This window comes from Cyanobium gracile UHCC 0281, from assembly GCF_034931305.1.
GTDB classification, from domain to species: Bacteria; Cyanobacteriota; Cyanobacteriia; order PCC-6307; family Cyanobiaceae; genus Cyanobium; species Cyanobium gracile_A.
In genome coordinates this window covers 42,954-57,094 of record NZ_JAYGHY010000014.1, presented here as the reverse complement: position 1 = coordinate 57,094, position 14,141 = coordinate 42,954, and the positions used below count along the sequence as shown (strand labels likewise).

Below are 14,141 nucleotides of genomic sequence, written 5' to 3'. Positions count from 1 at the left end.
GTGCTGGCCTTGGCCCTGGCCCTGGCGCCCCCCTCCCTGCGCCCGGCGATGGCTGCCGGCACCGCCCTGGGCACCACCGCCTGGGTGGCCGACGAGGCGGGCAGCGACCTGGCCCTGCTGCTGCGCCGCATCGGTGAGCGCTGGGGGGTGGAGCCCCTGGCCTTCGCGGCCGACCTTCGCTTCGATGACCCCTGCCATCCGGCCCTGGCGGCCTACGAGTGTGGCTACGTCAAGGAGGGGGTAGGGGCGGGGGGGCTGGCCCTGCTGTGGCAGCTCAGCGGCCGCACAGCCCCGGCCCTGGCCCGCCTCTGCGACCAGGCCTGCGCCACGCTGCTGGGGCCGCCGCCGCCTACGGTCCGCTGAATGGGTGCCTCCTTCCCCCCACGGCCATCCCCGGGCCTCAGCCGCCGCACCCTGCTGCGTCTCGGTGCCGCCTCCGCTCTCACCCTGCTGGCCGGTTGCGACCGCCAGGAGCCGCTGTTGCTGGGCAGCCGGGGCGATCTGCCCGCCGCCTGGGTCCGCCGCCTGCCCAAGCCCTGGCGCAGCCAGCTGCTGGAGGATCCCGCCCAGGTGCTGGCCCGGACGACCGCTCCCCTGACGGGCCTGGTGCAGCTCAGCGATGGCTGGGCCGGCGAGCTGAAGTCTGCCGACCTGCAGTCCATCGGCACGCCAGCCCTGATCGAGCGTCTCGCGCCGATGGCGGCCCCGCTGGCCCGCCTCAATGGCCCGCCTGGCGCCGGCCCCCTGGCGTTCCCCTGGTCCTACGGCCCCTGGGTGCTGGTGCTGCGCAGCCGGCCCGACCTGGCCCGGCGGCGGTCCGAGGGCTGGGATCTGCTGCTCGACCCCAGCCTGGCCGGCCGCCTGGTGCTGCCCTCCTCCCCCCGGGTGACGATCGCTTTGGTGGGGGAGGACCCGGAACGACTGCGGCGACTGCGGCGCTCAGCCCTGGCCTACGACGAACGGGATGGCCTGAGCCTGCTGCTCACCGGTGAAGCCGAAGCCGCTGTGCTGCCCCGCCAGCGGGTGGTGGGCTTGCTGCGCCGCGATCCCCGGCTGCAGGTGCTGCTCCCCGAGAGCGGCTCTCCCCTGAGCTGGAATCTGTTGCTGCGACCGGCCGGTCCCCATCCGGAACCGCCCCTGGAGTGGCTGGGGGAGGCCCTGGAGCCCCCCCTGCTGCCGGCCCTGCTGGCGGGGGGCTGGGTGCCGCCCCTGCCCAGGGACCAGCTGCAGCGGGCCCTGGCGGATTTCCCGGCGGCGATCGCCGCCCTGCTGTTGCCCCCCCAGCCGCTGCTGGAGCGCTGCTTCAGCCTGGCGCCGATGGCGGCCGCCGAGCGCCGCAGGCTGCAGCAGCTGTGGGATGGCGCCGCCCCTGCCCCTGGCGCCTGAAGGGGGCATCAGAGCTCAGCCCCACAGGCGGCGGCGCGGTGCGGCCGCCAGCCGTCGGTGGGTGTCGGCCAGCAGCTCGGGGATCGGCAGCTGGAGCGGGCAGCGGGGCAGGCAGGCGCCGCAGCGACCGCAGGCGGAAGCATCCACCTGCTCCCACCAGTGGCCGGCCCGGCCGATGAGGTTGTAGCGCTCGCTCGCAAACGGCTCCATGCCATGGCCCACCGCCAGGTTGCGCAGGCGCAGCAGGGCGGGGATCGGAACCGCGTTGGGGCAGGGAAGGCATTGGCGGCACTGGCCGCAACGGTCGGCTCCAAGGCGTTCTCTCCCGGCCGCCTCCAGACGTGCCAGTGCCGCCGCGAGCGCCTGGCGTTCGGTGGCGCTGGGGACAGCGGCGGCGGCGCCCAGGCGAACCGCCCAGGCCAGGTCCTCGGGCCGGGAGGCCCCCAGGGTGAGGGTGCTGATCCCTTCGGCCAGCAGGAAGCGGTAGGCGAGCTCCAGCGGCGCGAAGGGGGCGCAGTCGGCCGTCAGCGCGTCGGGGGGGGCATAGAGACGGCCGCCCTTGTCGGCCGGGGAAATGGCCATCACGCCGAGGCCTGCCGCCAGGGCCTGGCGGGCCAGGGGCAGCCGTTCCTGGTCGAACAGATGCAGATGCAGGCTGCAGAAGCTGAAGCGGCCGCTGCCAAGGGCCGCTTCAATCAGGGCCGTGTCGCCGTGGCTGCTGAAGCCCACCTGGCCCACCAGCCCCTCGCCGGTGGCCCAGGCCAGCAGCTCGGCGCCTGGTCCTGACAGGGCCCAGACCAGATGCTCCGGCCGGTTGAGGCCGTGCACCGCCAGGTTGTCGAGCCGTTCGATCCCCAGCCGCTTCAGGCAGGCCCGCAGCTGGCTGCGGCCCTCAGGGAGGCCCGCACCCGGCAGCAGCTTGCTGGTGAGCACGAGACTGCGGCGGCCGACCGGATCGCGCTCCCCCAGCCGACGCAGGGCCCGGCCGAGGAAGGCCTCGGCCGGGCCATAGGCGGGGGCGGTTTCGATGTGGTTGATTCCGGCCGCCAGGGCCGCCACCAGCACGGCGTCCATGGCCTCCGGGGAGTCCAGGGCGCGCATCGTGCCGAGGGTGAACGCCGACACCGGCCTGCCGCGTCCAAACGGTCGCCGTGCTGGAGGCCTCTGCGGCGCTTGGGGGTCAGGCGCCAGGGCCGCCACCTTCGGGGGCTTCCTCCGGGCCGAGATCGGGCTCGGCGACCGTTCGGCCGATGTGGCGGATCAGGTCGGCGGGGCTGGTGCGGTCGAGGAAGCGGCGGAAATCCTCCTGGTCTTCGGCATCCGCCTCCGCATCGACGGGGATCGAGGCATCGGCCACCACCTCCTCCAGCATCCAGATGCCGCTGTCGGTCCGAAGGGCCAGGGCGATGGCATCGCTGGGCCTGGCGTCCAGCTCGATGGAACCGTCGCTGCCGTCCTGAAGCTTGAGCACGGCCCGGAAGGTGTTGTCCTCGATCGCGTGGATGATCACCCGCTCCAGCCGCAGGCCGCCGGCCTCCAGCAGGGTGGCCATCAGATCGTGGCTCAGGGGCCGGGGCGGCCGTTCCCTGTTCAGGCCCGAGAGGATGTTCTGCGCCTGGGCCTGGTCGATCCAGATCGGCACCTGCCTCCGACCGGCAGGGTCCCGCAGCAGGACAATCGGGCTTCGGCTGGCCGCATCCAGGGCAATCCCGGCGACACGCATTTCAACCATGGTCGGGCCCGCTCCTCGCACGTGATGGTTCCCGTGAAACGATTATGGCCAGTGCCGCCGTCTCAGGGGATGTTCACCGGACTGGTGCAGACCATCGGCAGGCTGGAGCGGAGTCCGGCTGGTGTGCGGGTGCGCACCGACCTCAGCCCCTTGGCCCTGGGGGACAGCGTTGCCGTCGACGGGGTCTGTCTGACGGTGGCCGAGTTGTTCGCCGATGGCTTCCGGGCCGATGTCAGCGCGGAGACCCTGGGCCGCAGCACCCTGGCCGAGCGGGCCGCAGGCGGCGGCTGGGTGAACCTGGAGCCGGCCCTGCGCCTGGTCGACCGCCTCGGCGGCCACCTGGTCAGCGGTCACGTCGATGGCCTCGGGGAGATCACCGCCATCCAGCGGCAGCCCGACTCCTGGCGGCTGGAGGTGGCCTGGCAGGATCCCGCCTACGGCCGCTATGTGTGCGAGAAGGCGAGCGTGGCGCTGGATGGCATCAGCCTGACGGTGGCCGGCTGCGAGGCCGACGGCAGTCGCTTCTGGATCGCCGTGATTCCCACCACCTGGAGCGCCACCACCCTGGCGGGGCGCCGGGTGGGCGAGACGGTCAACCTGGAGGCCGATCTGCTCGCCAAGTACACCGAACGGCTGCTGCGGCCAGCTGGAACGGCGACGCCAGAGACCACGCTCTCCTCCGCCTGGCTGGCCGAGCACGGCTGGGGTTAGCGGAGCGGCGGCGGACCCGGACCCTCGGATGCTGCGAGTCATCAACGCCCGTGGTCAGCGGCTGGCTCTGTTGTCACGCTGACGACAGAGCCAACGGCACAGATGCTTACCCCCGAAGCCCCATCCTCCCGCCAGGCCATGGGGTCAGCCCTGCGCGCCTTCACCCTGGCGGAGGGGGTGATGCTCCTGGTGCTGGGGGTGCTGGCCCTCGTGTTCCCCGTGCTGGCCTCCAAGTGGGTCACCGCCGTGGTGGCCATCGCCTTCCTGGTGGGAGGCCTGGTGGGCTGGATCAGCTCCCTGCTGCGCTCTCCGGGGCTGAGCAAGGCCATCACCTTCTGGCGCCTGGTGACCTCCACCCTGTTCCTGATCCTGGGGGTGTGGATGATCCAGCAGATGGCCTCCGGTCCGGCGGCGGCGGCGATCCCGATGGCCGGGCTGGCCCTGGCCATCGGCGTGGTGTTCGTGGTGGAGGGGGTGGTGGAGGCCCTGGTCGCCAGCTCCCATCGTCAGATCGCCGGTTGGCGCTGGGGTCTGGTGAACGGCCTGGTGACGCTAGCCCTGGGGCTGCTGATCCTCACACTCAAGTTCTGGAGCCTGCTCTGGGTGGTGGGCACCCTGGTGGGGATCAGTTTCCTGTTCAGCGGCATCGACCTGCTGCGCTTCAGCGCCAGCTTTCACCCGGAAGCCGACTGACGGTCCACGGCGTCCGGCTCAGGGGAGGGCGTTGCCGGCGCCATCAAGGGGCAGCAGCCAGATCGAACCGGTTTCCTTGTGGATCTCGATCCTGAACTCCTGACCGGGTTCCAGTCCCATCCGCCGTGTGTAGGCCTGACCGATCAGCAGGTTGCCATTGCCGTGCACACGGGTGCGGAATTCGGCCTGACGTCCCTTCCCGACCCCACTGGCACCGCTGCCGCCGGCCCCACCACTCGAGGGCAGGGTGTAGCCCTTGGCGGCCACCAGGGCCCGGTAAAAGTTCTTCTTGAGCACCCTGCCGCTCGGCCCCACATAGCCGCAGGCCCGCGCGATCTGGTCCTCCGGCCGGTTGCTGAGCGAGCGGGCCTTGTCCAGCAGGGCCTGGCCCTCCAGCATCACGGTTCCGGCTGAGTTGTCCTCATTGGCTGGTCCTTTCTGGGCACCCATCAGCCGGTCAGACGCAGACTTCTGAAACGATTGTGCCGATCGTTGTGCTGAACAGGCAACAGTCAGGAAATCAGAGCAGGTAAAGAATCCCGTAAAGCACCACCCAGATGCCGTCGACGAAGTGCCAGTAGAGCTCGGCAGCCTCCAGGCCGAAGGGGGCGGCGCTGGTGACACGACCGCCATTGCGGGTCTGGAACCAGACCAGCAGGATGCAGATCACCCCGAGGGTGACGTGCAGGCCGTGAAAGCCCGTCAGGGCATAGAACGTGCTGGCGAACAGGTTGTCGGTGAGGCCGAAGGGCAGGGTGAAGTACTCCACCATCTGCCCCGCCAGGAAGGCGGCTCCGAGGCCCGCGGTGAGCAGCAGCCAGGCGCGGCAGGGGCCCATCTGACCCAGCAGCAGATTTCGGCCGGAGCGGTGGAAGGTGTAGCTGCTCACCAGCAGCAGCATGGTGTTGATCGACGGCAGCAGCAGTTCCAGTTCGTAGGTGGATCCCGTCGGCAGCGGATTGACCGCACGGAAGGTGAGGTAGGCGGCGAAGAAGCCGGCGAAGGTCATGCCGTCGGCCACCAGGAAGGTGGCCAGGCCAAAAAGTCTCAGATCCGCATGGCCCTCATGGGCCTCGGCGGTGACCGCTTCGGCGGCGCTGGTGCTGGTGGCGAGGCTGGTCATGGCACGACGGACAAGGAAGGCGGGATGGGACAAGCGGTGGGGTGATCAGCGGCGACCAGTGCCGCTCCAGAGGTCCCTGCCGGTGGCGGCCTCCACGCTCAGGGCGTCTTCGTCAACTCCGTAACCGTAGGGGTGTTCCACCAGCGGCGCTGCACCGATCCAGTTCTCCACCGGCGGCGGTGAGGAGGTCAGCCACTCAGGGGTGAGGGCGTTCCAGGGGTTGTCGCCGGCCACCTGGCCCTTGAAGGCGCTCACCAGCACGTTGTAGAGGAAGGGCAGGCTGCTGATGGCCATCAGCAAGGCCCCCACACTGCTGATCTGGTTGAGGGTGGTGAAGCTGGGGTCGTACTCAGCCACCCGGCGGGGCATGCCGTTCAGGCCCAGCCAGTGCTGGGGGGCGAAGCAGAGGTTGAAGCCCACGAAGGTGAGCAGAAAGTGCAGGCGACCCAGATCCTCATTGGGCATCCGTCCGGTGAACTTCGGATACCAGTGGTAGATGGAGGCAAAGATCACGAAGACCGTGCCGCCATAGACAATGTAGTGGAAGTGGCCGACCACGAAATAGGTGTCGTGCACGTGGATGTCGAAGGGAACCTGGGCCAAGGCCACACCGGTGATCCCACCGAACACGAAATTGACGATGAAGGCGCATGAAAAGAGCATGGCGCTGTTCAGGGCCAGTTTGCCGCCCCAGAGGGTGGCCAGCCAGTTGAAGAACTTGATGCCGGTCGGCACGGCGATGAACGAGGTGGCGATCGTGAAGAACAGACGCATCCAGGGGGGCGTGCCGCTGGTGAACATGTGGTGCGCCCAGACCACCAGACCCAGCACCACGATGGCCAGGATTGAATACACCATCGTGGTGTAACCGAACAGGGGCTTGCGGGAGTGGATGGGCAGGATTTCGCTCACCAGGCCGAAGGCCGGCAGCACCATGATGTAAACAGCCGGGTGGGAATAGAACCAGAAGAGGTGCTGGTACACCACCACATTTCCCCCCAGTGCCGGGTTGAAGAAGCCTGTGTGGGCCACGATGTCGAAGCTAAGCAGCAGCAGGGTGCCGGCCAGCACGGGGGTGGAGAGCACCACCAGGATGCTGGTGCCGAGCATCGCCCAGCAGTACATCGGCAGCTGCATCAGCTTCAGCCCCGGCCGCCGCAGTTTGAGCACGGTGGCGATGAAGTTGATGCCCCCGAAGATCGAGCTGCCCCCCAGCAGCAGCACACTGACGATCCAGACCACCTGCCCCAGGGCAGGGGTGGTGAGGCTCAGCGGTGGGTAGGCGGTCCAGCCTGACTGGGCCGCTCCGGTGATGAAATAGCTGCCGATCAACAGAATTCCGGCCGGCGGAATCATCCAGAAGGCCACGGCATTGAGCCTGGGAAAGGCCATGTCCCTGGCACCCACATAGAACGGAATCAGGTAATTGCCGAAGCCACCATTCACCACCGGCACGATCCAAAGGAAGATCATCACGGTGCCGTGCAGCGTGAGAACTTCGTTGTAGGTTTCGCGGCTGACGAAATCGGAGATCGGGCTGGCCAGCTCGGCCCGGATCACCCCAGCCAGGGCACCGCCGATGAAATAAAAGAGGAAGCCGGTCACCAGATACTGGATGCCGATCACCTTGTGGTCGAGGCTGAAGCTGAAGTAGCGCAGCCAGCCCTGGGGCTGGAGACTGTCCTGGAAGTCGTTGGGGGAAGCGACGGTCATCGGGGCTGGAAGGATCGGGCGGGGGGAAGAACCTGGAGAGCGGAGGATCAGGCGGTGGGGGTGCTCGGGGCGCTGGCGACCGTGGCCGTCACGGGGCTGTTCTTCAGCAGCCAGGCGTCGTAAGCGTCCGGCTCATGCACCACCACGGTGGAGCGCATGCCGCCGTGGTACGGACCACAGAGCTCGGCACAGATGATCGGGTAACTGCCCGCTTTGGTGGGGGTGAAGGTGAGCACGGTGGGCTGGCCGGGGATGACGTCCTGCTTGAGCCGGAACTGGGGCACCCAGAAGGCGTGGATCACATCGTTCGCCTTCATGCGCAGTTCCACCGGCCGGCCGTTGGGCACGTGCAGTTCGCCGCTGGTGATATCCCCTTCCGGGTAGTGGAAGATGAAGGCGAACTGCATGGCCGTCACCTCCACCGGCAGGACGTTGGTCTCGCCGGCCCCGGTGCCGATGCCCCCCCAGACCCGGGCTGAGGGCTCCTGGCCGCCTTCGGTGGCGGTGACGGAGGCCTCCATGGTTTCCATCGACGGCATCCGGTGCATGGCGGAATGGTCGTTGAGGCTGCTCATGCCGCCCATCCGCTCGTAGATGTCGTAGCTGTAGATGCCCACAAACAGGACCACGATCGCTGGGATCGCCGTCCAGACGATCTCCAGCAGCAGGTTCCCCTCGATCGCCAATCCGTCGGTGTGGTCGCCGGCCCGACGGCGGAACCGCACCAGGCTGAACACCACCAGGCCGACGATGCCCAGGAACAGGATCGTGCCGATGCTGAACAGGACCCGGAACAGGGAGTCGTAGACGGGCGCGTTGGCGCTGGCGTCGAGGGGGAGGAGGTTGACGTTGTAGCCCACCCAGAGGCCGGACAGGACGAGCGCCATGCCCACCAGCAGGGTGACCAGGGAGGAGGGAATCGGCACGGTGGCGGCGGCGGGACGGCGCTCGGGAGGGTGGAGGGCTCCTGAGCTCAACAGCTTATGGAAGGCCGTTCGCGGGCCGTGCGTTCGTTGTAGTCAGAGAGGCAATTTCGGAGAGATTTCACATTTGCTTCGCAAAATGTGCTGATTCGCACATCATTGAATGCCCGCCAACTTCGTTGCCCGCAAGGACGCCCGGGCATGGGCATGGCACCAGGCTGAGGGAGGCCGCGTCGTCCGTGGCACCCACAGCCCCTCCTGCGTCGTGCCGCCCTCAGCCCGCTGCAGCGGCTCAAGGCCACTGCGAACATGAACCTCACCAACCCCCGGCGGCGGCGCGACCTGCGGCCGGGATCCCGCGATCCCGAGGTGCCCCACACCCCGAGCCGCACCTGAGCGGAGCCGCCATGCCCTTCACCCACGAGCAGATCCAGAGGCTGCGCCACCGCCATCGGGGCTACATCCTCACCCTCGCCACCGAGGTCCTGCTGATTCTGCTGCTGCCGTTCTGTCAGTCGCAGGACTGGCTGCTCTCGCTGCTGCTGATCAGCCTGGCGGTGGTGTTGATCACCACGGTGACGCGGTACTCACCCTTGATCAGCACCCGGCCACTGGTGTACGGCCTCGGTGGCCTGGCGATCGCCCTGGAGGGGGTGTGGCATCTGGCCCTGGCCTTCGATCCACCGCTGGGGCGCATCGTCACGGTGCCGCATGTGATCGCCTGGCTGGTGTTCTTTCTGGTGGCGGTGGTGCGCAAGGTCAAGACCCTGGTGCGCGAGCCCTTCGTGACGCTGGCTGTGGTGATGGGCGCCACCTCCGGCTACCTCCTGGTCGGCATCGCCGGCGGTGTGATGCTGGTGGCCCTTTGGGTCCTGCATCCCGGCGCCTTCGACATCTCCGCCCTGCCCATGCTTCAACAGCGCGATGCCGACGCTGTGGCGATGGCGCCGGCGCTGATGGCGGCCTCTTTCACGATCCTCACCACTGTGGGATCGGCGGTGCTCCGCAGCAGCGATGTGACCGGGCAAGTGCTCACGGTGGTGATCACCATTGCGGGCCAGCTGTACATCGCCATCCTCATTGCCCTGATCCTGGGGCGCTTCCACAGCAGGCCCGGGTGAGGAAGGGCCTTGCCGCCGTCCCGTTCCCATCAGGAGGGCCACTAGCCTTCGATCCGCTGATGCGGGACCATCGGAGGCTCCAGCTCCCCTGTCGGCCAGGGGCGTCCAGTGACGGTTCATTCCCGGCGACGATCACCACCGCTGATGGGGGGTCCGGGCTGACTGGCGTTGATGCGTCCGATGAGGCAGGGACGGTTGCGCGCCTGGCGTTTGTTGTAGTCAGGGAGGCAATTTCGGAGAAATTTCACATTTAGTTCGCACGATGTGCTGATTCGCACATCTTTCAATGCCCGCTAACTTGGGTGCCCAAAGAGCACCTGCTTCATGGCCGTGGCGCCCTCCGCGCAAATCCTGCCCCGGCCACGGTCCTCAGAAGGGGCCAGCTGGCCCCAGCGCCTCGTGCCCCTGCTCACCGCCCACCTCGTTGTCGCTCTGGTGGCCCTGGTGGCCATCGGCGGCGCCACCCGCGTGATGGAGGCGGGCCTGGCCTGCCCGGACTGGCCCCTCTGTTACGGGGTGCTCTGGCCGGGCCACCAGTGGAACCTGCAGGTGTTCCTGGAGTGGTTCCACCGGCTCGACGCCTTCCTGGTGGGTGTTGCCCTGCTGCTGCTGTTCGCCCTCAGCCTGCGCTTCCGGACCCGCTTCCCGGGTTGGCTGCCATGGAGCTCCGGCCTGGCCCTGGCCCTGGTGGCGGTGCAAGGGGGACTGGGGGCGCTCACCGTGCTCAGCCAGCTGGCCGCGCCCACCGTCACCCTGCATCTGGCCACCGCCCTCACCCTGGTGCTGCTGCTGAGCGCCATGCACCAGGGCCTGGAGCGCCCTGAGCCGGAGGCTGCCGCTGCCGCTGCCGCGTCCAGGTCCCTGCCGAGCTGGTGGACCACTCTTCCGGTGCTGGCCGCCGTGCTCGTCGGTGCACAGTGCCTGCTGGGTGGGGCCATGGCCAGCCGCTGGGCCGCGGATCTCTGTCTCCAGGCCGGGGAAGGTTGCCGCTGGTTGTTTTTGCACCGCCAGGGGGCCTACCCGGCGGCTGTCGCGGTGCTGCTGCTGGCCGCTGCCTCCCTGGCCCTTCCGGCGGGCCGGCGGCGGCTCAGGGGTCTGGCCTTCGCCGCCGCCGGCCTGGTGGTGGTCCAGGTGGTGATCGGGGTGCTCACGCTGCGGCTCCAGCTCGCCGTCCCCGCCGTCACCGTGGCCCACCAGCTCACCGCCGCCCTGCTGGTCGGTGTGCTGGGTGGGCTCTGGGGACTCACGTTCCTTTCCCCTTCCGTTCCTACCCCTCTTGAGGTGGCCCATGGTTAGTGTCAGTGCCGTGTCGGCCATCGCCACGTCCCCGGCGCCGGCAGCGATCCGCCCTTCGGTGACGTTGCCGGCCTGGCTTGAAGTGGCCAAGCCGAGGCTCATCCCGCTGCTGCTCGCCACCACGGTTGGGGGTATGGCGCTCACGGCCGCCTGGCCCCTCGATTCGGTGCGCTTGGTCTGCACCCTGGTGGGTGGCTCGATGGCTTCGGCGGCGGCCGGTGTCCTCAACTGTCTCTGGGAGCAGGAACTCGACGGCCGTATGCAGCGGACCAGCCGCCGTGCGCTGCCGTCGGGACGGCTGGCCCAGCGCCAGGCCTTTGCCCTGGCCGTCGGTCTCACGGTCGCCTCGGTGCTCGTGCTCGTCCTGGGCGTCAACGCCCTGGCCGCCTCCCTGGCCCTGCTGGGGCTGTGCAGCTACGTGCTGCTCTACACGGCCCTGCTCAAACCCCGCACCACGCAGAACATCGTCATCGGCGGCATCGCCGGCGCCATTCCCCCCCTGGTGGGGGCGGCCGCCGCCACCGGCCACCTGGGCTGGAGCAGCTGGTGGCTGTTCAGCCTGGTGATGGTGTGGACGCCGGCCCACTTCTGGGCCCTGGCGCTCCTTCTGCACGAGGACTACCGCTCGGTGGGCATCCCGATGCTGCCGGTGGTGAAGGGTCTGGAGGTCACGGCCGGGGCGATCCGCCGCTATAGCTGGGTCACGGTGGCGATGAGCCTGGCCGGCGTCGTCGCCCTGCCCAGCGGCGGTTGGCTGTACGGCCTGCTGGTGCTGCCCTTCAACGCCAGGCTCCTGCAGCTCAGCGCCAGCCTGCTTGAGGATCCCAGCGATCCCCGCCGGGCCCGCAGCATGTTTCGCTGGTCGATCTTCTACCTCTTCGGCATCTGCCTGCTGCTGGTCCTGGCGCGCACGCCCCTGGCCAGCGCCGGGGCTCCGGGCGCCCTGGTGGCCGCCGCGCTCCATCTGGCCCCCACGGCAGCTGCCTAGATTGACCTGGCTTCCGGCCCTTCGCGATTGATTCCGGCTTGATCGAGCTCCAGCACCTCAGCAAGCGTTTCGGCGGCCGCAAGGTCGAGCCGGTGCAGGCCCTGGACGACCTCTCCCTGAGTGTGCCGGCAGGCTCTCTCTACGGACTGCTCGGGCCCAACGGCGCCGGCAAGACCACGGCCCTGCGCATTCTCTGCACCCTGCTCGCTCCCGATGCCGGCCAGGTCCAGGTGGCCGGGGTGGATGCCCTGGCCGAACCCCGCACGGTCCGGCGCCTGCTCGGCTACGTCGCCCAGGATGTGGCCATCGACAAGATCCTCAGCGGCAGGGAGCTGCTGCACCTCCAGGCGGATCTCCATCACATGGCAGCCGCCGACCGCCTCGCCCGCACGGACGAGCTGATCAACCTCCTCGCCATGGAGGCCTGGATCGACCGCCGCTGCGGCAGCTATTCCGGCGGCATGCGCCGGCGCCTCGACCTGGCCGCCGGGCTGCTGCACCGGCCCCGGGTGCTGGTGCTCGATGAACCCACGGTGGGCCTCGACATCGAGAGCCGCGCCACCATCTGGCAGGTGCTTCAGCAGCTGCGCGATCAGGGCACCACGGTGCTGCTCAGCAGCCACTACCTGGAGGAGGTGGATGCCCTGGCCGACCGCCTGGCCATCATCGACGGCGGCCGGGTGATCGCCGAAGGCACGCCCGCGGCTCTCAAAGGGGCCCTCGGCGGCGACCGGGTGACCCTGCGGGTGCGGGAATTCAGCGATGAGCAGGAGGCGTCCCGGGTGCGGGATCTCCTGGCGGCCTGCCATGGCGTCCGCCAAGTGGTGGTCAACCGGGCCCAGGGCTATTCCCTCAACCTGGTGGTGGAGGACAGCGGGGTGGTGGAAACCCTGCGGCAGCAGCTGGCCGAGGCCCAGCTGCCGGTGTTCGCCCTGGCCCAGAGCCGCCCCAGCCTGGATGACGTCTACCTTCAGGCCACCGGCCGCACCCTGAGCGACGCGGAACTTTCCGTGGCGGGTCGCCGGGACCTCAAGGAGGAGCGCAAACAGTCGATGCGATGACGACCCGATTCCCTGATTCCCCATGACCAGCGCCAGCCCCTCCCTCACCCCCGTCCCCTCCGCCAGCACGGAGCCCTCGGCCTTCGCCGAGATCTCCCAGGAGACCCTCGCCCTCACCCGTCGCCTGTTCGTCCAGCTGGCCCGGCGTCCGTCCACCCTCGTGGCGGGGGTGCTGCAGCCATTGATCTGGCTGGTGCTGTTCGGGGCCCTGTTCGCCAACGCCCCCGAGGGCCTGCTGCCCGGCGGCATCAGCTACGGCCGCTTCCTCGGGGCCGGGGTGATCGTGTTCACCGCCTTCAGTGCCGCCCTCAATGCCGGCCTGCCGGTGATGTTCGACCGTGAGTTCGGCTTCCTCAACCGGCTGCTGGTGGCGCCGCTGCGCTCCCGCAGTTCGATCGTCTTCGCCTCGGTGCTTTACATCACCAGCCTGAGCCTGGTGCAGAGCCTGGCGATCATGGCCACCGCCGCCCTGCTGGGCTATGGCTGGCCCGGTGGGGCGGGGCTGCTGCTGGTGCTGGTCACCCTGCTGCTGCTGGTCTTCGCCGTCACCGCCCTCAGCCTCGGCCTGGCCTTCGCCCTGCCGGGCCACATCGAGCTGATCGCCGTGATCTTCGTGGCCAACCTTCCCCTGCTGTTCGCCAGCACCGCGTTGGCACCGATTTCCTTCATGCCCCCCTGGTTGGGCTGGCTGGCGGCCCTGAATCCTCTTACCTTCGCGATTGAACCGATTCGCGCCGCCTACGCAGGGTCGTTCCGCCTCACCGATGTGGTGCTGGTGGCGCCCTACGGGTCCCTCAATGCGGCCACCTGCCTCGCCATCCTGGCGGGCCTGGCGGCGGGTCTTTTCCTGTTGATCCGCCCGATGCTGGATCGCAAGCTCACCTGACGCCACTTCCGTGTCCCCGCCCCTCTCCCGGCCCGAGCTCTCCAACCTGCTGCTCGAGGCCGTCCACCGCAGGGATACCACCGCCACGGCCCGTCTGAGTCGCCAGTGGGCCCACCGCCACGGGGTGGGCTCGCTCGAGCAGTTCCGCACCGGCAGCCTGATGGCCCAGCAGGGCAGCGAGGCCAGCGAGTGGCTGCGCCAGCACCTGGAAGGACCGGACGTCGCCCCCACCGCCCCGGGGTCGGAACGCCCCAAGCCCATTGCTCCTGGCGTGGACGATGCCTTTGCGGCTCTGGAAGCGGCCTTCTCGACACCGCCGGTGCCTGACGTGGAGGCGACGGCTCACCTCGCGCTGGTCCCCGAGCCCGTGTCCGCTGCGATGTCCCTGCCCGAGGCCTCCCGCCTCAGCGTCCTTCCCCCGGGCACACCCCCGGCCCCGGCGCCCTCCACCCTGGCCGGGCTGCGCTCCTGGCTCTCCGGCGATCCCCAGCATCGCCGCGCCAGCTGA

At 69.2% G+C, this 14,141-nt stretch carries 15 protein-coding genes and 1 pseudogene; 10 read left to right on the top strand and 6 right to left on the bottom strand.

Annotation, left to right across the window (positions count from 1 at the left end):
• Together VB739_RS06570 and VB739_RS06565 are read left to right on the top strand one after the other, a co-directional pair.
• Nucleotides 1-363 (top strand): annotated as a pseudogene (locus VB739_RS06570) (NaMN--DMB phosphoribosyltransferase); the annotation flags it as partial.
• Nucleotides 364-1,386, top strand: coding sequence for a twin-arginine translocation pathway signal (locus tag VB739_RS06565; protein ID WP_323356297.1), 1,023 nt, complete (start codon nucleotides 364-366; stop codon nucleotides 1,384-1,386).
• A gap of 15 nt (nucleotides 1,387-1,401) precedes the next feature.
• Here VB739_RS06565 and VB739_RS06560 read toward each other — a convergent pair whose 3' ends face one another.
• A complete protein-coding gene (locus tag VB739_RS06560; protein ID WP_323356302.1) occupies nucleotides 1,402-2,487 on the bottom strand; it encodes an aldo/keto reductase in 1,086 nt (361 codons plus the stop codon).
• 79 nt (nucleotides 2,488-2,566) lie between these two features.
• Nucleotides 2,567-3,118 carry a bifunctional nuclease family protein gene (locus tag VB739_RS06555; protein WP_323356296.1) on the bottom strand — a complete coding sequence of 184 codons (552 nt, stop codon included), beginning with the start codon at nucleotides 3,116-3,118 and terminating at the stop codon, nucleotides 2,567-2,569.
• Nucleotides 3,119-3,187: 69 nt separating this feature from the next.
• Here VB739_RS06555 and VB739_RS06550 point away from each other — a divergent pair, with 69 nt between their 5' ends.
• Together VB739_RS06550 and VB739_RS06545 are read left to right on the top strand one after the other, a co-directional pair.
• On the top strand, nucleotides 3,188-3,829 hold the full coding sequence (locus tag VB739_RS06550; protein ID WP_323356295.1) for a riboflavin synthase: 642 nt from the start codon (nucleotides 3,188-3,190) through the stop codon (nucleotides 3,827-3,829).
• Between the two features lie 102 nt (nucleotides 3,830-3,931).
• A complete protein-coding gene (locus tag VB739_RS06545) occupies nucleotides 3,932-4,522 on the top strand; it encodes a DUF308 domain-containing protein (protein WP_323356294.1) in 591 nt (196 codons plus the stop codon).
• 18 nt (nucleotides 4,523-4,540) lie between these two features.
• Here VB739_RS06545 and VB739_RS06540 read toward each other — a convergent pair whose 3' ends face one another.
• From VB739_RS06540 to VB739_RS06525, 4 genes are all read right to left on the bottom strand, one after another.
• On the bottom strand, nucleotides 4,541-4,921 hold the full coding sequence (locus VB739_RS06540; protein ID WP_323356301.1) for an AbrB family transcriptional regulator: 381 nt from the start codon (nucleotides 4,919-4,921) through the stop codon (nucleotides 4,541-4,543).
• A gap of 121 nt (nucleotides 4,922-5,042) precedes the next feature.
• Nucleotides 5,043-5,645 (bottom strand): heme-copper oxidase subunit III, encoded by a 603-nt coding sequence (locus VB739_RS06535; protein ID WP_323356293.1) that lies wholly within the window; start codon nucleotides 5,643-5,645, stop codon nucleotides 5,043-5,045.
• Nucleotides 5,646-5,690: 45 nt separating this feature from the next.
• Nucleotides 5,691-7,358 (bottom strand): cytochrome c oxidase subunit I, encoded by a 1,668-nt coding sequence (ctaD, locus tag VB739_RS06530; RefSeq protein ID WP_323356292.1) that lies wholly within the window; start codon nucleotides 7,356-7,358, stop codon nucleotides 5,691-5,693.
• 47 nt (nucleotides 7,359-7,405) lie between these two features.
• On the bottom strand, nucleotides 7,406-8,284 hold the full coding sequence (locus VB739_RS06525) for a cytochrome c oxidase subunit II (protein ID WP_323356300.1): 879 nt from the start codon (nucleotides 8,282-8,284) through the stop codon (nucleotides 7,406-7,408).
• A gap of 404 nt (nucleotides 8,285-8,688) precedes the next feature.
• Here VB739_RS06525 and VB739_RS06520 point away from each other — a divergent pair, with 404 nt between their 5' ends.
• From VB739_RS06520 to VB739_RS06495, 6 genes are all read left to right on the top strand, one after another.
• Nucleotides 8,689-9,402, top strand: coding sequence for a hypothetical protein (locus VB739_RS06520; RefSeq protein ID WP_323356291.1), 714 nt, complete (start codon nucleotides 8,689-8,691; stop codon nucleotides 9,400-9,402).
• A gap of 399 nt (nucleotides 9,403-9,801) precedes the next feature.
• Entirely contained in the window at nucleotides 9,802-10,698 is an 897-nt protein-coding gene (locus tag VB739_RS06515) for a COX15/CtaA family protein (RefSeq protein ID WP_323356290.1), read from the top strand.
• A complete protein-coding gene (locus VB739_RS06510; RefSeq protein WP_323356289.1) occupies nucleotides 10,691-11,686 on the top strand; it encodes a heme o synthase in 996 nt (331 codons plus the stop codon). Before VB739_RS06515 ends, VB739_RS06510 begins: the two co-directional genes overlap by 8 nt.
• A gap of 38 nt (nucleotides 11,687-11,724) precedes the next feature.
• Entirely contained in the window at nucleotides 11,725-12,747 is a 1,023-nt protein-coding gene (locus tag VB739_RS06505) for an ABC transporter ATP-binding protein (protein WP_323356288.1), read from the top strand.
• A gap of 22 nt (nucleotides 12,748-12,769) precedes the next feature.
• Entirely contained in the window at nucleotides 12,770-13,633 is an 864-nt protein-coding gene (locus VB739_RS06500; protein ID WP_323356287.1) for an ABC transporter permease, read from the top strand.
• A gap of 10 nt (nucleotides 13,634-13,643) precedes the next feature.
• A complete protein-coding gene (locus VB739_RS06495) occupies nucleotides 13,644-14,141 on the top strand; it encodes a hypothetical protein (RefSeq protein ID WP_323356286.1) in 498 nt (165 codons plus the stop codon).